The sequence below is a fragment of the Pseudarthrobacter sp. 1G09 genome (assembly GCF_050038305.1).
Taxonomy (GTDB): domain Bacteria; phylum Actinomycetota; class Actinomycetes; order Actinomycetales; family Micrococcaceae; genus Arthrobacter; species Arthrobacter equi.
In genome coordinates this window covers 2,502,703-2,528,131 of record NZ_CP188306.1, presented here as the reverse complement: position 1 = coordinate 2,528,131, position 25,429 = coordinate 2,502,703, and the positions used below count along the sequence as shown (strand labels likewise).

The 25,429-nt window shown below is 59.6% G+C and carries 18 protein-coding genes and 1 pseudogene; 11 read left to right on the top strand and 8 right to left on the bottom strand.

Annotation, left to right across the window (positions count from 1 at the left end; all coding sequences use genetic code 11):
* Positions 1–299: 299 nt before the first annotated feature.
* A complete protein-coding gene (locus ACP3TD_RS11605) occupies positions 300–1,079 on the bottom strand; it encodes a metallophosphoesterase family protein (RefSeq protein WP_426763062.1) in 780 nt (259 codons plus the stop codon).
* Between the two features lie 1,023 nt (positions 1,080–2,102).
* On the opposite strand from ACP3TD_RS11605, the gene ACP3TD_RS11600 reads away from it, so the two are divergent.
* From ACP3TD_RS11600 to ACP3TD_RS11585, 4 genes are all read left to right on the top strand, one after another.
* Positions 2,103–2,873: a TnsA-like heteromeric transposase endonuclease subunit gene (locus ACP3TD_RS11600; RefSeq protein WP_426763061.1), complete on the top strand. Its 771-nt coding sequence runs from the start codon at positions 2,103–2,105 to the stop codon at positions 2,871–2,873.
* 1 nt (position 2,874) lies between these two features.
* Positions 2,875–4,884, top strand: a complete 2,010-nt coding sequence (locus ACP3TD_RS11595; RefSeq protein WP_426763060.1) for a Mu transposase C-terminal domain-containing protein — start codon at positions 2,875–2,877, stop codon at positions 4,882–4,884.
* Entirely contained in the window at positions 4,884–5,936 is a 1,053-nt protein-coding gene (locus ACP3TD_RS11590; RefSeq protein ID WP_426763059.1) for a TniB family NTP-binding protein, read from the top strand. The genes ACP3TD_RS11595 and ACP3TD_RS11590 overlap by 1 nt, the downstream gene beginning before the upstream one ends.
* Positions 5,937–6,269: 333 nt before the next feature.
* Entirely contained in the window at positions 6,270–8,099 is a 1,830-nt protein-coding gene (locus ACP3TD_RS11585) for a zinc-ribbon domain-containing protein (protein ID WP_426763058.1), read from the top strand.
* A 658-nt stretch (positions 8,100–8,757) separates the two neighbouring features.
* Here ACP3TD_RS11585 and ACP3TD_RS11580 read toward each other — a convergent pair.
* The 4 genes from ACP3TD_RS11580 to ACP3TD_RS11565 form a co-directional block, all read right to left on the bottom strand.
* Positions 8,758–9,390, bottom strand: a complete 633-nt coding sequence (locus ACP3TD_RS11580; protein WP_426763057.1) for a hypothetical protein — start codon at positions 9,388–9,390, stop codon at positions 8,758–8,760.
* 842 nt (positions 9,391–10,232) lie between these two features.
* Entirely contained in the window at positions 10,233–11,273 is a 1,041-nt protein-coding gene (locus ACP3TD_RS11575; protein ID WP_426763056.1) for an RES family NAD+ phosphorylase, read from the bottom strand.
* Positions 11,266–12,246, bottom strand: a complete 981-nt coding sequence (locus ACP3TD_RS11570; protein ID WP_426763054.1) for a sce7725 family protein — start codon at positions 12,244–12,246, stop codon at positions 11,266–11,268. Before ACP3TD_RS11570 ends, ACP3TD_RS11575 begins: the two co-directional genes overlap by 8 nt.
* Positions 12,128–13,093 carry a sce7726 family protein gene (locus tag ACP3TD_RS11565; RefSeq protein ID WP_426763053.1) on the bottom strand — a complete coding sequence of 322 codons (966 nt, stop codon included), beginning with the start codon at positions 13,091–13,093 and terminating at the stop codon, positions 12,128–12,130. The genes ACP3TD_RS11570 and ACP3TD_RS11565 overlap by 119 nt, the downstream gene beginning before the upstream one ends.
* A gap of 216 nt (positions 13,094–13,309) precedes the next feature.
* Here ACP3TD_RS11565 and ACP3TD_RS11560 point away from each other — a divergent pair, with 216 nt between their 5' ends.
* Positions 13,310–14,416 carry a hypothetical protein gene (locus ACP3TD_RS11560; RefSeq protein WP_426763052.1) on the top strand — a complete coding sequence of 369 codons (1,107 nt, stop codon included), beginning with the start codon at positions 13,310–13,312 and terminating at the stop codon, positions 14,414–14,416.
* Between the two features lie 112 nt (positions 14,417–14,528).
* On the opposite strand, the gene ACP3TD_RS11555 is transcribed toward ACP3TD_RS11560, so the two are convergent.
* On the bottom strand, positions 14,529–15,863 hold the full coding sequence (locus ACP3TD_RS11555) for a hypothetical protein (RefSeq protein ID WP_426763051.1): 1,335 nt from the start codon (positions 15,861–15,863) through the stop codon (positions 14,529–14,531).
* A gap of 330 nt (positions 15,864–16,193) precedes the next feature.
* Here ACP3TD_RS11555 and ACP3TD_RS11550 point away from each other — a divergent pair, with 330 nt between their 5' ends.
* The 4 genes from ACP3TD_RS11550 to ACP3TD_RS11535 all read left to right on the top strand — a co-directional run bounded on the left by ACP3TD_RS11550 (position 16,194) and on the right by ACP3TD_RS11535 (position 21,035).
* Positions 16,194–17,903, top strand: a complete 1,710-nt coding sequence (locus ACP3TD_RS11550; protein WP_426763049.1) for a hypothetical protein — start codon at positions 16,194–16,196, stop codon at positions 17,901–17,903.
* Positions 17,903–19,402, top strand: a complete 1,500-nt coding sequence (locus tag ACP3TD_RS11545; RefSeq protein ID WP_426763048.1) for a hypothetical protein — start codon at positions 17,903–17,905, stop codon at positions 19,400–19,402. The genes ACP3TD_RS11550 and ACP3TD_RS11545 overlap by 1 nt, the downstream gene beginning before the upstream one ends.
* Positions 19,399–19,992 (top strand): hypothetical protein, encoded by a 594-nt coding sequence (locus ACP3TD_RS11540; protein ID WP_426763046.1) that lies wholly within the window; start codon positions 19,399–19,401, stop codon positions 19,990–19,992. Before ACP3TD_RS11545 ends, ACP3TD_RS11540 begins: the two co-directional genes overlap by 4 nt.
* A 143-nt stretch (positions 19,993–20,135) precedes the next feature.
* Positions 20,136–21,035 (top strand): restriction endonuclease, encoded by a 900-nt coding sequence (locus ACP3TD_RS11535; protein WP_426763045.1) that lies wholly within the window; start codon positions 20,136–20,138, stop codon positions 21,033–21,035.
* Positions 21,036–21,240: 205 nt separating this feature from the next.
* Here the strand turns inward: ACP3TD_RS11535 and ACP3TD_RS11530 are convergent.
* Positions 21,241–22,529, bottom strand: a pseudogene (locus ACP3TD_RS11530) (ISL3 family transposase).
* A gap of 312 nt (positions 22,530–22,841) precedes the next feature.
* Between ACP3TD_RS11530 and ACP3TD_RS11525 the strand changes: the two are divergent.
* Positions 22,842–24,098 (top strand): hypothetical protein, encoded by a 1,257-nt coding sequence (locus ACP3TD_RS11525; protein WP_426763044.1) that lies wholly within the window; start codon positions 22,842–22,844, stop codon positions 24,096–24,098.
* 156 nt (positions 24,099–24,254) lie between these two features.
* Here ACP3TD_RS11525 and ACP3TD_RS11520 read toward each other — a convergent pair whose 3' ends face one another.
* Positions 24,255–24,425, bottom strand: a complete 171-nt coding sequence (locus ACP3TD_RS11520; protein WP_426767210.1) for a carboxymuconolactone decarboxylase family protein — start codon at positions 24,423–24,425, stop codon at positions 24,255–24,257.
* 455 nt (positions 24,426–24,880) lie between these two features.
* Here ACP3TD_RS11520 and ACP3TD_RS11515 point away from each other — a divergent pair, with 455 nt between their 5' ends.
* Entirely contained in the window at positions 24,881–25,384 is a 504-nt protein-coding gene (locus ACP3TD_RS11515) for a hypothetical protein (protein ID WP_426763042.1), read from the top strand.
* Positions 25,385–25,429: the final 45 nt, after the last annotated feature.

Below are 25,429 nucleotides of genomic sequence, written 5' to 3'. Positions count from 1 at the left end.
ATGCAGTTGGGGGCGCCGACGAGAACCGGCACCGACGGGGACAATGGTTGCCGAACGTCGCGAAGAATCAGGAAGCCGTTCTCCCACAGGAGGGACGAATCAGGGGCCACCTCGCGGGCGACCAGCTCATAGACGGGCCATCCTGCCTCGCTGACTACTCGACTGGCCGTTTCTATGACTTCCCTGCCAGCGGCAGGTCCGGTGCAAGTGGCGACCGTCAGCAAGTCCGGTGTTCCTGGCCCAAGGCAAGGGAGTAAGCCAGCTCAGTCGCCCATTCGGCCGCGTCCATGCTTCCTACTCTAAGCCAGCGAATCAGAGGACTCGTTGCGCTGTCCGTTCCTGATGTCGAGGGGGTCAATCCGTAGAGGAACTTGGCCGGGCCAGACGAGGACGCCGTTGCCGTGGCGGGAGTTTTCCTTGTTGAGAACGTCCACTCTGGTGACGTTTCCATTGGGATGTGCCAACTCGTGTGTGCGCCGCTGATGCCAGTGGCCGCAGAATAGATGAGGCACTACCAGCGAGTCGACGACCTCTCTGAGGAGAACGCGAGTATTGTCCGCTTTCTCAATGAGTTCTGGGCTGAGTTGGAAGTCTCCTGTCAGCGGAACGCCCGCCGGCACATCGTGGGAAATCAAGATGTCTAAAGGGCCGCCGGCGATTAGTGCTTCGGCTTCCTTGCGAGTGGGTTCTTCGTTGGGCCACCAGTCTCTGCCCTTGGTCCTGTGCTGGTAGTCGACGCTGAATGCGCCGCCTAAGCCGCCGACAGTGAGGCCTTCGATCAGGGTACGGTCGCCTCTGGGCAGGACGCGGATGTTTGATCGGATGGTTGCCAAGCCGTCCTCTTCGACGGTCAGCTTTTCCAGGGTGTCCCAGTTGTCGTGATTTCCTCCCGAGACGATGATAGTGATCCCAAGATCGACCAGGTATTTGTTGAGTTTTGCCTCGTACCGTCCGCGTTTGGGGCCGGGCCAATCAAGTCCAAAGTCCCCAACGTGAATGGCTGTGCGGACGCCTTGGCGGGCAGCTGCCCTGATGGACGCTAACGCCCAGCCGGTGTCGCCGTGCCAGTCACCGAACACTGCAAGGGGAGAAGATGATATTCGTCCAGCATACGGAGACCCCTAAGACAACGGTTGTCAGAGGACGGGCGAGTAGCTAGGCGGAGGGGGAATGCCGGACCAAGGTGATTCTGCGGTGGATGTCTGGTCCGTTGCTGGACTTGGCTCGGGTTCCCCGGCAGATGACTCGTTCAAGGGTCTGGCAGCTTCGTAAATTAGTGCTAGTCGTGACTTGCCGGACCCTAGTCGGTTTCGCGGATCGTATCTGCCCACCACGGAGTCGAAGGCTTCAGGCACTGCACGTGCAATCATTCCGATGTCGTCTATGCGCATGAGGACTGCTCCGCGCAGCATTCGCGTCAGTCTTTGGTAGTTCAGGCCCGTCATCTCTGACAGCGTTACGACGCTCATGCTACGTTCCATGAGGGCGTCATGTATCCCCTTTGCGAACACGTGCTGGATCATCGCACCCGAGACCTGGCTAACGTTTGCCCCGGTCTCCTTTACGAACTCCGGATTCATCTTCCGGCCAAACTCTTGGGGGTAGACGAGCATGGCCCGGGGCTCATACCGAGGACCCGTCCGGGGTCTCTGGGGGCTTGGCTTCACCATGACAACGAAGATACTCCCCATAGGCAGTAAGAGAAATCTGTGTACCACCGCACTACACGCCTATGCCCTGGCCGTATAATGTGAACGTAGGCAATATCTTCAGTTCACTAAGCTAGCAGTCCTTGGCGGTCGTTAGGCGTGATGAAGATTGCACGCCAGAGGGACCACCTTCTCAAGTTGTCGTGAATGTCGGCCGGGTTCCTTTTCCTGCGTTGCCTCCTCCCTTTGAGCAGTCCATTCTCGACTATTCACCTAACGTTGCCCAGATGCGGCTCGCGTTTTGGGGCGTGGGAGTACGGTGGCTCCTGTGGTTGGCTCGCACGCGCGAATGCCGTCCTCATTGCATCGGGCCTTTCAGGAAGATTTGCCGGTGGTTTGGATGAAACCCACTAGGAATAGGACGTTTACCCCTTCGTGCAGCGGGTGGACAGAGTGAGCCTCCTTGGAAAAAGGCAGCGTTCCGCACCCGGTGCGGCGCCACCTAAAACCTTCGGCAGGGATGTCCTTCATTGGATCGATGCCGAGGGTGTCGGACATATGGCGGCGGCGGACAGTCGGGCCACAGGGCTGGAGCTTCATAAGGCGGCCGTGTTCCGGCAAGGCATTAAGTATCCGCGGCGACGAAATTATGAAGGCTACTACTGGTTTTCCGGTACTGGTCAGCACCTGTGGTACGAATCCCTCACGGAGTACTCAGCACTGATGTGGCTGGACTTCTCGCAGGACATCGTAGGCATATCTACACAGCCGATGTGCATCTACTTTGCGGACGGAACAAGCCACTATCCCGACTTCTTCACTGTTCAAAGGGACGGAACTCAAACGCTTTGTGACGTTCGGCCGCAGAATCTCATCGATGCCAAAGCAGCGGAGACATTTGCCAAGACCAGAGACCTTTGTCAGCGCATCGGCTGGCCATATCAGATCCTGGGCGAACTTGGAGTGCCCATGCGCCACAACCTGGAATGGCTCGCAGCGTACCGGCACCCCCGGTACAAAGCACCCAAGGAGATCGAGGAACTCTTGGTTGACTTCCTGTCCGAGCCTGCCCGATTGCGGGACGTAGCCCGGGCAATCCGTCCAGGGGCTCCTGCCTTCAGCATCCACTTCGTCTACAACCTCTTATGGACACGAGAGATCCGCGCCGACTTGGCACGCCCGTTGTCCTGGAACACTATTCTCCGAAAGAACGAAAATGTATAGCGTGCGAATTGGCCAGGAGATCAGGCTCGACGACGGAAACTACATCATCACTGACCTGAAACGCGGGAATCTGAAACTGAAGAATATGGATGACCAGGAATACTGCGCACTCCACATCACTGAACTGGCCCAACGGATGACGGACATCCCCGGGGGAGCAGGCACCACGGACTACGCCGATCCGGCGATACTGGACACAATCTCCGACAAAGAACGCAAGCACATCGACCTGCTGGCCATCCACCTCCGGGAGTTGATAGACGGCACGTCGCCGACCCCCGACACGGAACCCCGTCCCGAGTACGATCCCGCACGATTTTCCCTGGCCGAGCGTATCAATCTGAAGGTTAAGGAACTGAACCGTCTTGGTTGTTCCTGCTCTGGGCGGACGCTTCGGCGAAAACTCGACGCCTACCGTGAAGCAGGGGAAGCGGGGTTGATCGACCGTCGCGGCTCACGGCACGATGACCCCTTCAGGAAGCTGGATCCGAGAGTCAGAGATGCGCTAATCAGCGTTATTGCCGCCGAACGGGACTCGTCGACGGGCTCACGCGAGCGGTTGTCCCTGCGGCTGGAAAAGCGTCTCCTCAAGGACTATCCGGGCCAGGATGTCAAGGTCCCGCCACGCACAAGTCTGTGGCGCTATGAGGCGTCTCTTGGGAAAAACAAATACCCCTTCGGCAATGCCAAGAACAGGCGCAGCGCCGCCAATGCTCCTGCCCGCATGTACAGTTCCCGCCCGCCCATCATGCCAGGACATGAAGTGCAGGTCGACACGTCGGATTTCGAACTCCTCGTGCTCGACGACGACGGGAAGTCGCAAAGGGTCAAGCTGGTCATTTTCCTGGATAAGGCCACGCGAAGCATCATCTCCACCGGCATCAGACGCGTTGCGACCAAGGGCGTCGACCTCTCCTGCATGCTGGCCCAGTGCGTAGTTCCGCGCCCGCTGCGCCCTGCGACCGTGGCGTTCAACGAATTTGAGCTCGCGGAGATGCCGTGGGCAGCCGGCCGGAGTTCGGAGGAGGTCGGAAAGTACGACACGACCAGGCCATTCATCGTTCCGGCGCGGATCGTGACGGATAACGGGTCGGATTACCTCTCGACAACGTTCCGCTCCGCGTGCCAGGGACTTGGCATCAGCATCACGGAGTGCTCCATCCGGACGCCAACGGACAAGCCGAATGTAGAACGGGCATTCGACGCCATCAAAACCCTCTTCGCCCAGTACCTGCCCGGATACACCGGTGGCGAGGTAAGCCGGCGCGGCAAATCACCTGAGAAGGATGCCGGGCTTCTGGACATCTATACGCTGGCCGAACTTTTTGAGCGGTGGGTAGCGGTGGTCTGGCAGAACAGACCCCAGGATGGACTCCGGGACCCTCTCTGTCCTGGTGTCCTCCATACGCCAAACTCGATGTACATGGCCATGTTCGACGCCACGGGATTCGTACCAATCCCGTTGACCGCGGCTGACTACATCGCGATGATGCCGATTGAATACAGGACCATCCAAATGGACGGCATCCAGATTCACTATCGCAGATACGACTCCCCGGATCTGCAGCGCTATCGTCTTTCGCCGTCCTATGTGACAGGCCATAAGCGCAAATGGGCCGTGCGGACGGACCCGAACAACCCCGCCGCTGTCTGGGTCCAGGACCCCGAGGACCAGTCGTGGATTCAGTGCGACTGGATGAACCAAGACGCGTTCGGAAAGCCCTTCTCCGCCGAATTCAGGCAAAAAGCCCGAGATGTCGCAGCGGAACTGGGCGTCAAAGGCGACCCGCAATCCGGGCGTGTGATCGAAAAGGTCCTGAAGGCCACCCGGACTGAAAAGGCGAAAACAAAGGCTGCCGAGCAACGGCAGGCAGCGGCGCAAAAGCTTGCCCACGACGCCGGGATGCCCGACCTCGTTGTACGGCGCCCTGACCTCCTCACCCAGCCACAAAGCACGGACGTCGACGTTCCGACAGTCGGCATCTTCGACCCGAATCAGGAATTTCTCTGATGTTCTTCTCCGAACGCCCTCCTGAGATTCTTGATCACTGGGAAGGACTGACCAACGTATTGAGCCAACCCGGCGAATTGCCGGAATTGCCCGACGCCTCAACATGGGCCGGGATGAGACCATCAGAGCGGGAGGCCTTCAACAACCGACGGCTCGACTATCTGGGGGCCGACCTCGTCATCTCGACACCCCAGCTCAAAGCCGTGGTGCGAAAGACCCAGCTTGCCGTCTTGCAAAACCGATCCCGTGTGGCGGGGCGCCTCGGGGTCCTCGTCTCCGGCGAATCGACCATGGGCAAAACAACTGCCTGCCTTGCAGCAATGAAAACGATCTACGAACGCTATGCCCTCCAGTACCCCCAGTTCATGGAACTGGACCACAAACCCGTCATCTACATAGAAGTACCAGCAGGCTGCACCGGCAAAGCAGTCGTGGGACGATTCGCACAGTTCCTCGGGCTGCCCATCAGGAGCCGGGACACCCTCGAATCGCTTCTGACAACAGTTGTCGGTCAACTCCAAAAGAGCAGAACAGTGCTGGTTGTCGTTGACGAAATTCATAACCTCAGCACGCTCAACAACGGCAACGGCGAGAGTGTCGACGTTCTGAAATCCCTTTCGAACAGAGTTCCGGCAACCTTCCTGTATGCCGGGATCAACATCCACTTGGGGCCATTGCTCACAGGCGACCGCGGACAGCAGATACGAGGACGGTTCACCTCCGAAGTGCTGCACAGGTACATGAGAGCCACAACAGCTGAGAAGGCACTCTGGAAGGGGATCATTCAGTCCTTTGAACACCACTTGCTCCTCTTCAACCATCACGAGGGGGACCTTGCCCGCCACGAGCAATACCTCCATGACCGGACACGCGGCTCCATCGGCAGCCTCGGACGCCTTCTGACAGGGGCAGCACAGTGGCTGATTTCCAGCGATGCCGAAGCGGACGAAGAAAAGATCTCACGCGAGGTTCTCGAGAGTATCCCCCTTGACATCGACGCCAGCGAAAACTGGCTTCAATCCGATCTCGCCCACATGGACAACGGCACATGACGCCCATACAACGAGCAATGTCCGCTAAGAAGGCCAACAACGCGTACAGGAGCGCTCCGTCCATCCGTCGCGTGGAATCGGTAACCATTGGCAAAGCCCAACGCGAAAGTCCTCGGAGAGACACACATGTCACTGCAAGCAGGAAAGACCAACCCGGCGGCCGCAGACATACGGGGGAGATTGCCTCTCCGCATACGAATCCGCCGGCTGGAAACGGCAGCCAGTTACGCGGTTCGACTGGAGGAAGCGAACTTCCTCAATACCGGAAGCCTAAGAGAGCTCGCAATGTTCCTGGCGCCCCGAACCCAAGCCGGGACAATAAGACGCCGTGACATGAGAACCGCAATGGAGATGTTCCTGGAGACTTGTGCCGGCGTGCCATCAGGTTTCTTCAAACGACAAAGGGACCTGGCGGGTAGCCACGCCGACTACCCGCGCTTCCTTTGTCCGTTCTGCGCCCAAGGCTGGGCCGTGGAACAAAATCCACACGCATTGGATTATTGCTGCCTCAAGCACCGCCTATGGACAGGACCCGGCACGGGGGTAGTAAAACTTCGGCGCCCCGAAAGTGGAATGGTCGCGCCGCGGCTGCCGCTTCCGCTGGTTTTCGTCTCGGACGAAGTACTCGCCGCCGAACGCCGCTACCGGGAACTCCTCCGTCGAGGCGCGGCGCCACCGGCGCTAATAGCCGAGCTCGTTGAAGTGGTGAGTCGTCAAATACCGGGGAGGGTCATCGGCCGCGTCACCGCGGAAAATTACCCGGCCGTGGTGGGGATTGCCTGGATGCTGAGCCAACCCACATTTCTGCAAGCCCTGCTCAATCCCCGCCGGACCTATGCGCAAGCCCGCAACTTCTTGAACGCCCACGTCCAGCGCGCAGTGCCTGCTGCGGAGGCCAGCCTCAGAGACGCGCTGTGGCTCTTGCTGCGACCCACTTTCTTATGGGTGCGGCAGGAGGTTCAAGGCGAACGCCTCGGCCACGAATTCCACCCGCTCATTCAAGTCAACTCCTGGGATCCGGCAAACGGCCGGGCAATACAGCGCCCCTTGGAGCCGTTCAACCGATACCTGGATCAGCTTGAGTTGCCGAGGGGAACATCATGGGCGGAGTTTTCGGAATTGCATGTTGTGGCGGGAAGCTGCCCAAGACCCCGAGCGGCAGTCCGAGACCCCAATAAACAGCCGCTCTTCATTTGCGCGACCGGTCATATTATCCGCCGCAACTGCGCCAAGGTGGTCAAATCCTTTGCTCTTGGTAAGCCCTTGTGTTCAATCTGTTCAGGGCAGACGGCTTTAGCAGGGTACAACTCCTTGGCGGAGACTCACCCCGCGTTGGCCGCCCAATGGGACCTGCGGCAGAACGAACTCAAACCAGGGGACGTGGTTTCGGGCTGCAACAAAATGGTGCATTGGATCTGTCCTAAGGGGCATCGATACCCCGCCACAATCGTTAACCGCGCACTCAACGGCTCCGGATGCCCCGTGTGCGCAAACTTCGCCGTGCTGACTGGCACCAACGATCTGGCCACGACTCACCCGGCCTTGGCCGCGGAGTGGCACCCGAAGCTCAACGGAGACGTCAGGCCCGAGGACGTCATCAGCGGATCCCGCCATATGTTTGCATGGCTGTGCCCTAAAGGCCACACCTACTGGAAGACGATCCAGAAGCGAAAAAGTGGCCAAGGCTGCGGCACTTGTTCGGGCCACCATGTTGAGGAAGGTATTAACGACCTTGCCACGACACACCCGGACCTTGCAGCAGAATGGCACCCATTTTTGAACGGGGAAACAACGCCAAGACACGTGACGTTCGGGAGCGACAAAACCGTTTACTGGCTCTGCCCAAACGGACACGACTATCCAGCCCCGATCAACAACCGCACGGGGTCGAAAAAGGCAGGCTGCCCCTACTGCTCGCACCGCAAGCTTTGGCCGGGATACAACGACCTCGCCACCCAATACCCTGACTTGGCCCGGGACTGGGCCCCAGACCTGAACCACGGGCTGACAGCTTCCGAAGTCCTTCCCGGCAGCTGCCTCCGAGGCTGGCGGTGCCCCAGCGGGCACCAACAACACATGATGTTCCGAAACCGGCTCCGGGCCGGAGGATGTACGGATTGCCCCGTCGACCAGCGTGCAGCCCACAACGGACCAAAGGGGTGACAGCATGCTACCTGTCGCTCCACGCCACTGTGTGTCTGTCCATGAATATCTGCTGCTGGTGCAGGACTTGTCCCGGGCAGCAGCCATTAACGTAGGACCAGTGGTGTGACGTGCATCCGAGCTCGGCCCAGACGATCGATGTGGTGATACATACTGACCCGGCACCCTGGTGGCAGATAGTGGCAGCCTTGCGACCGAGCGTCCTCATCCTAATAATTGAACTCATACTCATCGTCTTCTTAGTACTGCGCAGCCTCCGGGCAAAGCGGAGCGTCGTTCAGGGGACGCGGAACGGCGAGGTTAAGTGGGAGCACATCCAGTGGGCCCTTGAGACCTCTACGTCCAACGATCCCCGAAAGGCCAGGATGGGCCAGCACGCCATTGATGTCCTGTTAGGGCTTCGACTCAAGAAAGAAGATCGCGACTTGCTGACTGCAGCTTCCTTGCGCCGACCGCCACCCGGCGGCACCGAGCCTCGAACGTATGGGAAGAAGTCGAACTAGATAAGGGATGAACTCGGGGGATCCCACACGCAGGAACATTTGACCGGCAGACCCTATGCATGAGATCGGCTCTGTGAGGCGGTAACTTTCCGCACGGTCAAGAACTTGGCGTCGATGGTTCGAAGAGCAAGGTTTTCACGGGCACGGGTTTGGTGTCAGTAGCCGTTGTTCATCGAGGTGGCCAGTGCAAGGACGGGCTCAACCGAACCTCCCTCCTCCAACCACAGAGCAACCGCGGTCGCCTCACCATTCAGGATCAGGTCGGGCTGGGGAGTTCTGAAGAATCCGGCGACTGTCTGCGGATGCAGGTCGTTCGGGAGAACGGCGAGGATCCGTTCCATGCCAGGGAGGACGCGATCACCCGTGCGAGTGAACTGCCATGCCGGAAACACGAGCCTGCCGTTCACCAAATAGGCGTACAGCTTGCGCTCCGCTCTATGGCGCCGGACAGTAGTCTTTGCCAGGTGCAGGTTTTCGCCGACCTCAGCGGCCGTGAGTGAGGAGGCGTCCATTAGGATCCTTGCTGCGGCATTGACCGCGGAACTGCGCGCTACGACCCGCGACGAAAGTTCGATCCCCGAATGGGCGACCCAGTAGCCCTGGTCGACGTCCGAGGGGGCCACGCCTGGATCATTGCGCTGCAGGTCCTGCAGCGCCTCTAGGAGGTCATCTGCGGTGAACTCCAGGTGCAGTCCGGCAAACCGCGAGGCGAAGCTTTCACCGCCGCTACGCGCCTGGTACTTGGGGGATCGTGTTGTGACCTTGGATCCTTTTCTGCTCGCTCTCACCTTCACAATTGTCTCTCTCGAATCAGTCCGCAGTCACGACTTTAGTCTGCATTCTGGGACGGCCGATGCACTCCTCGATGACGCATCAAACCATCGGGTGGCAGCAGCGTCCGCCAGCCTTCGCTTCGGGCTATCCTCGCTGGCCATACTCAACTACAGCTGCCGGTCCGGTGGATAATGCCCGTAATATCTCAAGAAATTGCCGCCGAATGGAGGGATCTGGCTTCACGGGTCCGCTGGGGTTGCGGGCTGGGCTGGAGCCTAGCGGAGGCAATGGACGAGTCCGCGCCGGAAATCAGTCTTTCAAAAGAAGCCCGCACTAACTGAATGGTTCGATGCGGACTACAGGCGACGTCGCCCGGAATGTGGGGATCTGATCATCGCGTACCTGAACCCAGAAGCGGCCAGGAGCCCCGACCTTACAAGATTCCAGCATCAGTAGTTCCAAAGGTTCGCCGTCGCGACGAAGCTGGGAGAACCGGGTATCCAGGAACTCCACTAAGGGCGCGGCCGCCGCCATCCTCCGTAAGACGGTTCGGTCGTCGAGATCGACCAGGTACGGGCTCCCCGTAGCTGTCGTGACAAGGAAACGTCCAGCATCGTCGTTCGAGATTGCACGCGGCATACGGAGAGCCTATAGGTGCTACACGGCGACGGGATCAACTCGTGTCCATCCGCCGTACCAGACAAAAGCGACATGTCTCCAGGCGGCCATGACCAGCCCTGTGTTATCGCAAGCTTGGCGCAGTGAGGGTGCTCGCGACAGACGAAACGGGCAAGCCCAACGGGGTATTCATTGAACCGGCAAGAACTGATGGACGGAACCGCTCCTATACTCGTCCTTACTTGGTCGTTGTTTTCGGTCGGGTGGTGTACTTGGCCCCGATGATTTCGTAAGTGGTCAGCTTTCCTGTCACGCGGACCTTGTCCTCGGTGAACAAAACGAGGTTGTGACCGCCTGGATGCACCGAGCTGGCGTACTTGATGCCCTCGATACCGATGGACTTCACGAATTCGCAGATGTACTGGCTCGCTGCGTACTCCACGCCGTTGTCTGAACGCCTCACGGGCTTCGAGAGTTCAAGGCCGAGCCGCTTGAGAAGCTTGTAGCTATACAGTTGGCTGAACTCGTCGTCTTCGAGGCCGAACGGATTCAGCGGCTGGATCGCCGAAAGGTCCAGAAAAGTAATCTCGTCGGTGGTTTCGAAGGTGGCCACGGTGAGTGTGCTGTGCGTGGACGGGCGGATTTCCGCGATGCACGTCTCTTCATGAAAGGCCAGGTACAGGTGGGGGATTCCCGGAGGGTTGGCTCGTCCGCCGGTGGCCCACATAGCAGGTGGCATGCCCATTTTGCCTTTAGGAATGGCGCTTCCATCGGGGCTTATGCGGCCGCGGTAGAAGCTTGTCCCGGCATGGATTCGGCGGAGGCTGCGTCCAATGACGTGTTCCAGAACCAGGGGGTCAATAGCTCCTGAAGGGAAGAACCGGTTCCGCTTGACCAGGTCATGGGCGAAGTCGTCCCAGACGGTGGAGTAGTTGTCCACGTTGGTGCCGTTTACGGGCTCTACGGCGGCGGCGTCGAGGAGCTGGTGCCCGTCGGGAAAGACGGCTTGGAGGAAGGACCTGTTTTGCTGAGGGGTACGGTGTGAGGCGAACAGGCTCCAGTCGTCCTGGATCCTTACGTGCAGGGGAGATCCGGCGTCATCGGCTGGCCGGTAGAGGTCGGTTACCTGTTGGAACGGGTCTGCCCAGGCGGTCGCCGGCCAGACGTCGTCGGTGCCGTTTGAGCAGAAGCTGCACACGCCGACTTGTGGCTCCTCCGTTTGGTAGTCAACGGGGCTGGCGTCGCCGAAGCAGGAAGCGCAGGTGTTGAACTTAGGCATCCTTGAGCGCCCCGATGGCTACGTGGATGTGATTTTGAATGGAGAGCTTCTTGATCACGCCCAGTCCGGGAAAGGATTGCTTGTCCAGATGTGAGCGGAAAGTATCCAGGGCAGGATTGGAAAGTCCTGAACCGTTGGCGAAGGCTACAAGTTTGGACAGGGCTTCGAGATACTTGCCCGCTGTGTCGGCTGAGGATCCATTGGGAGTGGAACAGAAGTGCCGGATGAATATCGCCTCTTCGCGTGGCCGCTGGTAGGTCAAGTGGATTGCGACCACGCGGGGCATTGTTCCGCCTTCTTTGAAGGCTTCACCGATCGTTTGGTAGTCCCCAAAGCCCTGGTAGCCGTCTTCGGCGAAAAAGATGTTATCTTCCGTGAAGATCGATTCTTCAAGGGGATAGTAGTCCTGGTTGCGTTCCTGTTTCTGTTTGGCGAAGCTGTCTCTGAGTATGGCTGTGGGCGGGCGCGAAAAAAGGCTGCGGTAGCGCCTAACTGAGTTCTTATCCTCGGCAAGGTGCATGTCCACGTCACAGAGGTCCGCAAGGCGCCGCATACTGTCCTCGCTGACCACGGCTGTCCCATAGATCAGGTCTGCACGGTAGCGGCGGCTGGCCCTCGCCAGTATCGCTATGAGTTGGCGGATCTCCTGTTCGCTGGTCAGGAGGACGCCGATCCGCATGCTCCTGTTCGCAGCAAACAGGGGTTCCAACTGCGTGAGGATGTTCTCGGTCTTGGAGACGCCCCTCATATCGCCTACGCGGGGGTTGATGATCACCGTGCAGGCAACGCGGTGTTCTACGAGGGCTGCGAGATTTCGAAGCAGCGTTGGTCCAGCGTCGATGTCCCGAACGGGCTCAATGATCGGATGTACCGCCCCAGAGGCCCTGATCGCGGGCGCCAGTTCTTTGATGGCGAGCAGTTCGAACTGCTTGCCGCGAAGGTACGGAAAGTACATCGTTGTGGCCCCCCTCATTGAGCCAATCTACGATGTTTTGGTACTGGCTCTGCGTCGGATTCACTCTTAAGAATGAACTGATGATGGGCTCGACTTTCGGGTTCCCGAGCGCGTCCGTTTCACGGGGGCGTCGGGCCTTGAGCCGTTGCTCCATGAGCTCAGCGTAATGGCTCGGGGCTATTGTTTCGGCCAAGCGAAGATAATGACGGTACCGCAGCGTGTTCGGCTGTTCAGCTTGCGGCCCGAGGACGCTGTCGACGACGTCCATGTACTCCGCTTGCCGCAGCACCGCCATCATGGTTTCCACGTTCAGCCCTGCTGTGTGCGCTTGGGGCGCTCTGACCGGCCGGAGCGTCCCCTTCCGCGTGTAGACCATCAGACCGGCGGGGGAGTCCCCAAGGTGATCGAAGTACTGTGAGGCCTTGAGTTCGTCACAGACAACGGTGACCCTGGTGAACGCGCGGTAGTAGTCGTCGAGCTGCTTGTGGAGTTTGTCGGGGGAGTCGAACTCAGTTTTGATTTCGAATGCCTCACACACGCCGTTGAGCAGAACCATGTCCACGATGGAGTTGTTTACACGAAGTTCCTGCAGGAGGGTGGCAGAGCGGAGACCATGCCGTCCCACCAACAGCTTGCGTGCTATCGCGTTCTTATAGACGGTCTCTACCCGGTAGTCCTTTTGCAACGTGACGTGGAGCCTGTTCAGCCCATCCGCGATCGTCTCCCCGGAGCTCATCAGGCCCAGAGCTTGCAGTTCCGAGGCGTCTTCCGCGCCTAGCCTGCGGCCATGCCTTGCCACCTTTCGAAGGTGGGCGCTCCCGAGAAACTTCGAGGCTCTCGCTAAAGTACGTGTCGCTGATGTCATGGCACTCCTAGGTTAGCAACAGGCTGCACAGGCCCTTGATCCTTCCCGCCGCAGGAGGGCCCCACGTGCTCGGTATCGGTGATTGCATCCCGGGCGCCGGGTGACCGGACATGGCGCTGCCGCTCCAAGCCAGTCCTTTAGACCACCCCTGAAGGATGCTTGACGGGATCAATTCACGGATTCATCCGGACGCTTCCTTTCCTTCATAATCGTTTCATGTCTGCTTCCTGCGCCTTCTGCGGTTCCACACAGCCAATGACCCGGGAGCATGTCTTTGGCCAGTGGGTGAGCAAGACCGGTCTTGACCTCAGCCCTGTCCGGCACAAGGCAGGTCCGCTGAACCGACTGCCACGGGATATGGGGGAGCAGCCTCCCTATCGGCAAAAGGTGAAGAACTTCTGTTCGACCTGTAATAACGGGTGGATGAGTCGACTGGAGGGTACGGCTCAGCGAGTTCTGACGCCGATGATTCTCGGTGAACCAGGAACGATCGCGTTTGAAGACCGGGCCGCGATTGCCATGTGGATTCAGAAGACTGCTCTCACGGCGATGCTTGTTTCGAGCCAAGAGCAGCGAGATGGGGGATACGGCCTCCCGGCCTCGGAGTACGCAGCGTTGTACGAGCAGCGAGAACGGATGCAACCCCTTGACGCGAGCCGTTTTTGGGTCGGGCGTTATGCCGAAGCGGATGGGTTCTCCGGCGTCCGTGTGACACCGTTGGCAATTCGTGCGCCGGGGACGCCGGAGTCTGACGTTCCCCATGGCTACGTCATGACGATCGTTCTCGGTCAGCTTGTCCTTCAGGGGCTGCGATTTACAGCGCCGATCACCGATTTTGATGTGACGAGCGAACTTGGGATGCCACAATTATGGCCGTCTCGGGCTCCTCTGACTTGGCCAGCAGGCATTGCCTGTACCCAATCGGTGTTTCTCCCGTTCGCGGATGGAAAGATGTTGCGACCTGGTCCCAAACATTTGCGATTACACCCTTGGACTACGGCTGCCAACGTACCGCAGAGCGCCATCGTCGGCGACAGGGTCGAAGTCCCCGCACTGTGTGGAAAACACGTCGTGGACTATCCGATCGTCCTGATCGAGGAGGCTTTTCAAGGAACGTTCTACGCGTTTGTGGCTGCTTGCGAGTGCGCTACGTATCTAATGCAGACGGAATTTGACGGTACGCACTGCAAAGCTGCCGGAGAAGCGGACTGGGTCACAGAGATGTACGAGGCCCTACCGGGGGACAAGGGTTACATTCCGGATGAAGGGGGCCGCTTCGACTGCAAATGTTTGCCCAGGGACATGCCGGACGTGTACCGATAGCGAAGAATGCTTATCGGCAGCAGCACCGGAAGAGGGCGTCTCCTGCCCGGCGCTCCTTCCGGCGCCTCAACGGAGAGGCAGGCATTCACCAGCCGGGCAGTGTCCCAACCCGTTAGTCTGCTTCATCTCTCGCTAGCGTCGTCGTCGGTTCCTTTCCTCCGAACGTCATGATGGATGTCCGTGACTGAAGCGGCTTCCAGCCCCTGAATTGAGTCTCAATCCGGCCGTCAGCCATCAGTCGGTGATGGGCTGCGTCGGGAAGGAGCCCGGGCTCTAAGGGATATTTAGCCCTCGGATTGTGATAGACGTCCATTCCCTCAATCCAAGTCTCCGGATCATCTTTGACTACGAAGTGAACGTACGGCAGTGGCTGTGACGCCTGAGGATCGGGATCTGCGAAAAAGCCCTGACGGATCATTACAGTTTCGTCTGACCCAAACCCCGCGCCCACTCCCATCCGATTGAATTTCGAGATGGTTGCACTGCTATTGAAAATGACCGCGCTGACATGTTCGGCCCCAGGAAGCGAAAAGAATCCGGACTGTACGGTCTTCTGGCCCCACTTATGCTCAGTGATCTGGCGAGGTGTAACTGTAAGGAGGCCTGTTGAGTCCTGTTGCGCCTCCTGTGTAGATCCATACAGGTAAGTCGCCAGCGCAGCTCCGCTGTACGTCATGGACATCGTGTCGTGGAAGTCCTGGATAGCGAATACCAGAGGCTTCTCGGCTGCCGCCGGTTTTGTCCAGTACTCCTTGCCCAGCTTGGCGGTCAGAGGACCCGCATATCTGATTGGCAAATAATTTTGAACGTACGAGGCAAGTTCTGATTCATTGCTCGGCCTTTGTGAAGCGGCGACCTTCCCGTCGGGTCCCACACTTGGATTGATAGTGGTTGCTTCCAACGCAAATTCACCGTGGGGCCCACGGGCAAGAAAATCAGGGGCAGGAGAAGGCCGTTCGATGGAAAAGCCGGCTTCAGTCAAAGCGGCGAAGAGATAGAGCTCCCAGAGACGCGCGTCGAAGCCGGTTGTTTGGAACTGCTCCACGAAGTTTCCATCGATGTCTTCGTTCCAGCGCATCATCGCGCTAATGATGCCTCTTGCGGCAGAGAATCCCTCTGAAGAAGCCACTTCAAGGAAATCAGGACTGAGCTTCTCAGCGGCTGAAAGAGGGGAGAAGAAGTCGATTGGTCCACCCGTCTCATCACCTTGAACGCGCAGCCGATCCAAATCGGGACCAATCTCCGCTAACCGCTGGTGCAGTGCCCCCAGCGCCTGTTCTGGGGTCTTTACAAAGTCAGTTGCGTCAATCCACCTGAATCGCTCATTGAGGTCTCTGGCGAGGATCATCGCCCCATATTCGTCGTCGGTGTCCACGACGATCGTCGCGATGACCTTCCCGTCGACATCCTCGAACCACGCGAGCTCCTGCATGAGGAACATTGCCATAGGAGAGCGGGCATAGGCTGCAAGGGCATCGAATCTGGAACGCGAGATTGAACGCATAGGAGTCCTCTTCGTCTTCGGTTTCTGCGACTATACCGACTTGAGCCCTGCCCGGCGCGTCCGAACCGACAAGGAGCGGCGGTACTGGTGTTCAAGTGGGTCGTCTTTCCGGGCATCACAGCTGATAGTCCACCTATGATGCCGCGGTCAGGTGCCGACATTGCTGCACCGCTCGGGCTCTATCCGCTCGAGTTTTTTCCGACTCCTGTACGGCTGCGGCGACACAAGCCCTGAGAACCCGTTCCATGCTTGCTCGCGTGCAAAGATGATGCCGTGGATGACATCAGGCCTCCGGACCTGCCGAATGACAGCGCAGCTCCATTGCTCGAGGATGAACCCGGCACGGCCGATACTGAGCCCATTCGCGACGAGGACGCGAGTTGCTGTCTGCTGTTTCAGGGAGGAGCAGGGGTATCGTCGGGCCGGTACCTCCCGCACGGCTACACGCTGACTCTGAAAGGAAGCGTCGTTGCAGAGCATCACCTCACGCTCCTTCATGAGATCCACCACAAAGTCCTGAACGATGACACAGCATGGGGATCGCTCATCCGATTCGCAGCGGAACATCCAGGATGGAATAGAGGCCTACTCGGACAGCTCGTGGCCACTTGCCGGGTCGTGCATGAAGCCTTCGCCAGCTTCATGTCAGCGTCTTATGCCGAGCTACGCCACGAGAACGTCGACGAGGTGATGGATGCTTATCCCATCTACCGTCCGTTGATGAAGCGCATGGACCGACTGCTCACGCATGTTCCCGAAGGGCACCGGAAAGACATCGCTGCGACTGCCGTCGCCAGGTTCTGCATGAGCCCACCCGTGCTGACGCTGGTAACTGATGTGTATCCCCGCGTCCTGACGCTGGCTGACATTCCATCCGCTTGGCTGCCCGACCAGCGCTTCAGCCGCTTCGGGTGCGTCCGCCCAGAAACCATTACGGATGCTGTGAACGCTGCTGACGCAGATTTTCTCCGCACACATGGACAACCAATCGACGCACTGACTCTCGACAATACCGATGACCTGCTCGAGGCTGCATGGAAAGCATGGGAGGAAACGTTCATCAACAGCGTCGTATCCGCCAATTCGCGGCTGCGCGAGCTGCCCAACGTCCCAACCAACGACCACCTGCCCGGGGTCGCGAACCTCGTTCACGCTGCAACCAGCCGTGGCGTCCCCGTGTCTCTTACGCATGATTCAGAGGAGCGCGTCCTCAGTGACGCCGAATCGGTTCAGCGTATCCTCAGCGCAACTGAGCTGCGCCTCCGTGACGAAGCGTGGCCGTCGGGCCTGGCGGAGATCGGCGCCGACGTGGCCAGCGCTGACGTGCTGGGCCTGAGCGCAGCAGGTCCGGTACCGTTCTTGCTGATTCATGGGCGTACACCCGCCCAGCTTTCCAGTACGTTCGCGTTCGTGGCTGCCGACCCTATCGGCCAGGAGGACCAGAACACGCCGATCTTTGCGGTTCGCCTGCTCGTGGACCACGCTGGGCAGGACCTCATATTGAATGCGACAATTCCAACTCCGGACGCCTATCGGGAACTTGCGCAGGCGTGGCCGGAGGAATACCTCGTCGCCAACTGCATCACAGCCAGCTGCTTCACCAACACCAAGTGGCAAAAAAAGTGGCTGCCCACGCTGAACTCCCGTCCAACGGTGGTGCTGCTGGACATCGGATTCCTGGGCACGGTCGGACCCGGCCGGCTCCTCGGGGCTGGCTCCACTGTTTATGGGGCCTATATGGGACTCGCGGACCCCACCATGAAAGCCCTCATTCTTCACGTCGAGGGTCATTCCCATGTCATCCTGGCCATAGCCGACGACCTGAGCATCCAACTTCTTGCCGGACAGCTCGAGGACCTGCTCGGTGAACGCCTCGTGATGCGCGACGCCGACTGGTCCGAATGGATGCCTGTACTGTCTGCTGTCTGCGCGTCAGTCCTGGGCACTGAGTCATCGCTGCGCTTCAACGGTTTGGCGTCCTGATGAGGCAGGTCTCCGGTGTTTACCATCACCGCGGTTGGCGGGTGGAGGTCGGCGAGGACGCAGAAGCGGAGGAAGTGCTCGTTGCTTCGATGCATGAAGCCATGCACGACAGACTTCAGATGACCACGATCTACGGCTGTACCGTGGTGTTGCTCCAGGAACGCGCGACCCGAGATCGAAACGAGAAGGCCCTGATGCAGGCGATGGCTCTACAGGCCGGATCCACCCGGGTGCACGAGGAGTATGCGACCTGGATGTCCGCGATTCCCGCCGGCTGGGAAGTCGAGATTCTTCGACGGACGTTCCCCCTCTATGCGCGGCATCTCGACCGCGCGCAACGACGCGTGCAGGGCCTCCACGGCCCGTATCTTGCTATGCACGCCACCCAAGCTGTCGCCCGCGCCTGCATGCAACCAGCAGACCTCACCGAGCTTCTCGACCGACAAGATCCCGTCACGCTCACTGCGGGGATGCTGGATCACTCTATGCGGCCAGACGTCAGGCTGCAGCGCCTGGAACGCGCGCTTTCCCAGCACGGTTGGGGGCCGTTGAAGGACTGGGCAGGTGACGCAACCGACTTGAGCCCGGAACGCTTCGCAGAGGACGCTGACCCTGGGTGGGGAGAGCTGAACCGCGCCGCCTACGAATGGTGCAGCCAACTCCTGGAGTCATCGGGCTGCCCGACATTGCCTTACGACGGGCACCGTCCGTACGTAGATTCGCTTCGCCAGGCGGTCGGCCTTCCAGAGGCCTCAAACGACATGCCGTCTTCGTTGGTGGCGCTGATGTCCGTCGAGTCGGAGACTCTTGTCCTCGGTGATCCACTCCCCGCGATCATTCTTCCCCGGGGTACACCCCCAGCCGAACTAGCCGCAGGCGACGACGGCCGCCGGCATCTTTTCCTTGCCATCCGCCCGCGGAAGGCCCTACAGGACCAATACCGCCTGATCAGCGGTTCCCTCAGCGATGCACCCCACGTGGCTGTCCTTCGGCGACTGCGTGAGGATGGCGCTATTGAGATGCTCGACGTAACCGAACTCAGCCCTACAGAGATTACGAATGCCGGTGCTGTCGTCGTCAGCATTGCCATGTCCTCTCTCGCCCAGGAAGCTGTCCAGCAGCACTGGAAGCCGCTCCTCGGACGACACCAGGCCGCCGTTCTGTGCGATCTCCGCCCGTCTGCGAACCTACGCGGCTGGCTGCGTGACTCTGCTCTGGCTCTCCGCTACGCGATCGTCGGGATCGAGACCCGGGTCGGGATGGTTCGCCTCCTGGTGTTCCAGATTGAACATGGCACCAGCGCATCCCGCATCTACATGTCCCCGGTGAGCCGGCTGTTCAGCACCGGGCTCCTGCTTTGGCTCAACGAAACCCAGAGCCTGACCGGGAAGACCCGACACGACGACACACTAGGTGACCTGCCGCTGCTTCGGTTCTCTGCGGCCCATATCCTTCTCGAAGAACGAACTTTTTCCTTCACCACAGGAGACACCCGATGACGACCAGCGTCAACCTGCTCGAATATCTCTCGGAACATGACATCCCCAAAGAGTTCGACCGCGAGTGGCTCAGCACAGATGTCCTCCCTCGGCTCGGCGTCCAGCCCGACCACTACCTGGCTGACATCTGCGAAGACATTCTCGTCAGCTCGGCGAACAACAGCACCGGCGAACTCCACATGAGACCCGGAGGCTGGCGAATAAACCTCAGCGAGTCCCTTGCACGCGTGGTTCTCACGTCCGCTGTCGTCGGAGCCGGTCTGGTCTTCGCCGGAGCAGATCAGATACCGCTGGAACTCCTACCCACAGTGCTGCCCCTCCTCGTGGATCTCAAACGGGTGCGCCTGGACCGCCAAGACCGCGAACTGCTCATTCCCCTGCAAAACGCCGCCGCCGGGCTCGAAGGCTTCGCCCTCAATCCCGAAGTGCTGTACAACCGTCTCGAGCCATCTGTGAGGGACAAGCTCAATTACGGTGACTTTCTGGCCTTTACCGACCGGCTCATCGAGGCCGGGGAACTAGACAACGCGGGCGGCAACGACGTCCGTCCTCGCCACGGAACTGCATGGGTGCGCATCACTCTGGAATGATGCACTTGCAGAGCCTGAAGTCCTCGGGCGTTCCGCGAAAGACCCGAGTTTGTGCTGGAGTGTCTTGAAGGGGACCGCGCGAAGCCGCCAAAGGTGCAGGTACGTGGTAATGGTAAACGCCTATGCGGAGGAGCGAATAGATAATGGAAGAGGTGTCGGATTTCCGGGAGTACGAAAACGGAATTGCTGACGTTGTCGAATTCCTTGTCGGAGACACTGCCAAGGTCACACGTAACGCCCACGTGCCAGGATTCCGGACCAAAATCGACCGTCAGATCGATGTACTCGTGGAGGGCAAACAGTTCGGAATTCACGACTCGATGCTCATCATCGACTGTAAGAAGTACGCCACGAAACTCGATGTGAACGATGTGGGAACGTTTGCCTCGATGGTCGAAGATGTTCGGGCAAATGCAGGGTGGCTGGTGACGACCAAAGGGTACTCTGACGGGGCGATGAACGAGGCGGAGACATATCGCGGCTTAGGTGTGCACGTCATGCCCGTTGACGAACTCCTGAAGTGGAGACCGAAAGGCACCGGGTTAGCCGTCTATGCATTGAAGTCCGAAGAAGATCTTCAGACAGCAGCGAAAGCTGTACGAGCCAAAGGATTTCGGGCTCGAGTGGCCTCGTCCGAAGAAGCGGGACAGGCGCAAGAAGACGAGAGTTTCCTGGAAGTTTTTCGCTACTACGGGCCTTCTCCAGATGGCGTCTTGGGAAATCGAGACATACTGGAAGTAACGGGCAACGCAATGACTGAGGCAGGCATAGCATCATTCCGCGTATGTAACTCCGGCGTCGTGGTCGGTGGGGGCACGCCCGGACACCGCCACCTTCGACTCATGATCAAAGGCCAACCGACAGACGTTCTATTGAACGTGGCCAGCGATGAGGAGGCACGAGAGCAGATCGCGTTCTTTGAACAACAGGGATTGTTTAAGGAAGGCGCAATGTTCGGTGGATACACCCCTGACGACCTCGACATTGAACGTCCGGAGGTATGGCCCATACCCGGTCTCTTCCCTGACCAGCTGGGACTCTGAGAATCGGGCGCCTGATCTTACCGTTCTCGGGGCTGGTTGCGGGGGCAAGTCGAAACTTTCATCGCGATCATTCTGACGCTTCCAGTCCGGGCGCCCCGAGGCTAGTATCGGCACCAGTTGAGCAGCCCCGCCAGTAGCGGGGCCAGCGGCATAATCCTTGATGGCTCTCCGCGGTTCGTGGTGATTTCCAGTGCGCGGTGAATGTTCAGGCCGCTGTTCGGGCGGCGCTTCTGAGCATAATGCGGGTGGTGTAGTTCCGGCTATTGACGAATCCGCGTCCCGTCCGTTTCAGGTGTTGATGGCGGTGTTGTTCGCTTCGACTTTCGCTGTGGTTGCACCGGTGACGATGAGGACTTCGATTTCCTTCCACCAGCGGCAGACTGTACGCCAGAGCCTGCTTGTTTCGGGCTGGGCGGCTCGTTCGACGAGTTCCTGGAGGCGGTTCTTCGCGGCACTTGCGTCCTGGAGTGAGCCGGTGCGCAGCAGCGCGCGGAGCTGCTCTTTGACGTTCCACGCCGCCTGCAGTTTGCCCGTCGGGTCATCGATATTGAACACTCGACTGAGCCGTTCACTGCCCCGGTCTGAGAGCGTCTCGCCAGCCCGGAGCAGCAGCCGGCGGTTTGCCCAGACCGGGTCGGCGGTGCGCCCGCGACGGCCCTTGGTTTCCTGGGTCAGGCGCTGGCGGACTTCGGTGAGCATGTTGTTCCCGAGCAGGACCAGGTGGAAGGCGTCGACCGACACGGCGGTCCGCGGCAGCCACATCCGCAGGGCCTTCCGGAACGCGGCCGACGGGTCGATCGCCACGACCTGGACGCCGAGGCGCCATTCGAGCGGGCGGCCGAAGAGCCACTCGCCGACGCCCTTGTGGTCGCGGCCGTCGACCACGCCGAGTACCTGCCCGGTGTCCAGATCGACGATGGTGGTCATCCAGGGTTCGAAGCGTTTCCAGGCACCGCTGGCAGGGTCCTTGAAGAACCGGACGGACCGGAACCGGTGCTCATCGATGCCCAACATTCTGGGGCGCAGCTTGTCCACATCCGGAAGCTTAGTAGCCGCCCTGGTCAGGGCCCGCTGGACCAGCCACCACGAAACCCCGTGCGCAGTCGCGGTCTCCGTGGCGGCGCGGCCGGAATCAATGACCGCGGAGACGAGCATGTTCCGCAGCCGGCCGGTGGATCGGGCCAGGCGCGGGACCTCGAAGGTGGCTTCAAAGAAGGTCCCGCGCGGGCATTCGGATTCGTCGCAGAAATACCGGTGCTTGGACCAGATGAGTTCTACCGGGCCGGCGACGGGAATGTCGCGGACCCGCTGGAGGCGCCGTGAGTGCCGGCGGGTACCGATCACACCGCAGTCCGAGCATCCGGATTCGACCGTGCTTTCGACGTGGATTCTGCGCTGGCCGAAGCCCAGAATCTCGGTTGAAAGAACGCGGTAGTCAGGAAGGTTGAAGATGGCGGTGGCAGCGTCAGGGCGCCGGGAAGTAAGCTCGGTCAAGGCTCGTAGTCCTGTCATCGATGAATGCGTCAAGAACATCCATCACAACAGGGCTACGGGCCCCTCGCGTCTAAGACACGAACCCGAATTCACCACCAACCGCGGAGAGCCTCCTTGATTGGCTGTAGCGTGCTGACAGTACCGGTGCGCACGATGTCATTTTCCTTCATCTCACAGGAGTGACTCATGTCTGAATATCCCGCGATCCCCTCATCGTTTTTCGTCCAACGCACCCCAGGCAAAGCGAGGTTATTCCGTGGGGAAGTTGGTGCAGGTTCCAACTTGCTTGTTCCAGTAACTACGGTGAGCGGCGTGACCGATGCCGACGTCGATCGCCTGGTCTCGGCGCTGACGGGCGCGGCGTGGAAAGGTGATCGCAGTCAGTGGGACGCCGTCGCAGCCTCGCTTCCGGAGGCGGTCGTGTTGGCCTGTAATCAAGCACTCCGGCTGTTGCCGGCGCCTGATTCTGTGGCACTCGATGCTGACGGCGAGCCGATGACGGTATTGCGTACGTCGTTCGGGTTCACGCCGGGTGCTGACGACTTTGAGGCACAAGCCGCCGCAGCGTACGACCTAGGACTCCAGGTCCTTCTGGACAATTATCTGGATGATACGGGACGTGCTCAGTGCCGGTTCCGCTTACTCTCTGGCGAAGCTGAGATTGCCCCGGGAACTGAAACTTCTGTATGGCCAAAACACGAAAAGTCTGTTCTTTCGGAGCAGCGAGTCTTTTCTCCGTCGGAACTTCACGACGTTCTAAACGATCGTCGTTGGAAGACCTGTCGGGCGCGGGCTCATTGGGTGTGGATCGCGGACCGCGGTCCGGACCAGACGGCCGACGATTACACTTCCGATGCGGTCTGGGTGGTCGAGTACTTCGACGAAGGGGTCCCTGACAATCCTGCCCCTGGTGGCCCGGAAGAATGGGAATCGTTTGTTGTTGGTGGCTGGAATCCTTGGCCGATGACGGCACGGACTCGCTTCGTCCTCTGGCAGGCATTGGCCGAACTCCAGACCACGCTGGATTTAGGTCTCGACGGTTGGCAACACGACTCTGTCGTTCCTGACGACAATGACTTCATGCACGACTTTCCTCCACTGGTGAGGTTCGAGCCGCGTGCATGGTGGGAGGCACTGCAGGAGTCCTGCAGCCGTCTCGTCGAGGCCATGCGCACAGGTGAGCGATGGAATCCCCGCACCCCAGGAGAAGAGGCTGTGATTTACGTCGCATGCCGTGCAGGCTGGGTCGAATCGGCCCAGGACTATATCGAGGACCGCCCCTCGTTGCGCCGCCAATTCGCGGACCTGCCAGAAGGCAAAGACCGCGGTCCAGAAGACGTGCACGACGACTCCGAGGGCGGCGCAGACTATGCCTGGAACGAAGTGCCAGCGGCACTCGCGGGTGACCTGGACATAGCCCTCCTCTGGATGCCTGCCGCCGACGGCATCGGCGCCCCAGACGACCTGGTCAACCGAGAGCAAGGCATCGGTGACTACCGAGCCGAATCCTGGCACCAGCCCTTTGCGCGGTATGAAGACAATCCGGATGCGCCGTCTGCGCTTCACTGACCCGCGGTCACCGACGAGGACGAGCCGGTCGCTGCAGGACTTCCGCTTTCCCCTGCGAGTGACGGCCCCTCGAACAACTGTCCACCCCTCTGCCGTGAACAGTTGAAGGAAATCAAGATTGAGCTTCTCTTCGGGCGAAAGCGGGGTGAGATAACTTTAACCATCAATCGTGTCGAACACTTGCCTAGCGACTCTCATTGCAGACAAAGCGGCAGGCGCGCCGCAATATCCCACCGTGTGGATGATCGCCTCGACAATCTCTTCCTTGCTGAGTCCGTTGTTTAAGGCGCCTCTGATGTGACCGGCGAGTTCCTCGTGGGCTCGCATCGCAATTAGCCCCGCAGCTCTGGACCCGTTCATCCAGTTTTGCTCGCTCACTGGAACTCAACGGCGGCCAGTGGTAGGAGCTAAGCCGACCTGAAGATAAAAGGCCAACCAGATTGGAACAAGACCGATTTTCCGTGATGGCAAGTGCGCGGAAACAGTGGGGTCAACTTACGCGGAATGGACAAAGTAGATCGAATCTCACAATAAAGCTGATGGCCCACGGGATACTCCGGGGGCCATCTGCTTTTATCCGACGACGGGCGCAGGTCCGAGACGATGACCTGATTACCTGATCCGGCGCGCTCTTTTGGATGGGCTTGTGAGTAGTCGGAGCCAGATAGGCTTCAGTCCATGAGCCACGCGAGTTTTCATTCGTTCCATGTCGCGATGGCACGGACGGTAGACGGTGCATGGAATCGGGCTGACGTGGTGAGCGGTGTCAGTCCGGGCGGTCCATGAAACGCCGCGAGATCTGGGGTGTTGCCTTGCTGCTGGCTGCCGCCGTTATCACCGGAGGTAGCCTGGGGCTGCACATGGCGGACCGCGCTGCTGCTGACCAGGACTTGTTCCTGTATATCGGAGTGCGGGCTTCCAACGTTGTCTATGGGTTGATGATTCTGGCTTCCTTTGTGGCCGCCGCTGGTCTGATCTTCCTGGTCCCATCGTTGATCGGCCGAATCCCAAAAAGGGGCCTGCGGCGCAGCGTTGGCTGGGCGACGGGACTGGCGGCGGCCGCTGCGCTGCCGTTCTTCGCCGTCCTCCTCATCTTCGCGAGCATCGGCGGCATAGGAACCAGCGATATTGTGAAAGTCGAGGGTGGTGACGGCGAGTCCGTTCTCCTGGTCCAGGACGGCTTCGACGGGGACACTGTCGATATCTACACACAGCACGACGATCTCCATTACAGGTGGGCACGCCGCGCTGGCGAGCTGGGTGGCTGGCCCCGGGTGAAAGACTAGGACTGCCAGCTGCACGATGCCGCCGCTGGCCTGCAACTTACCTGT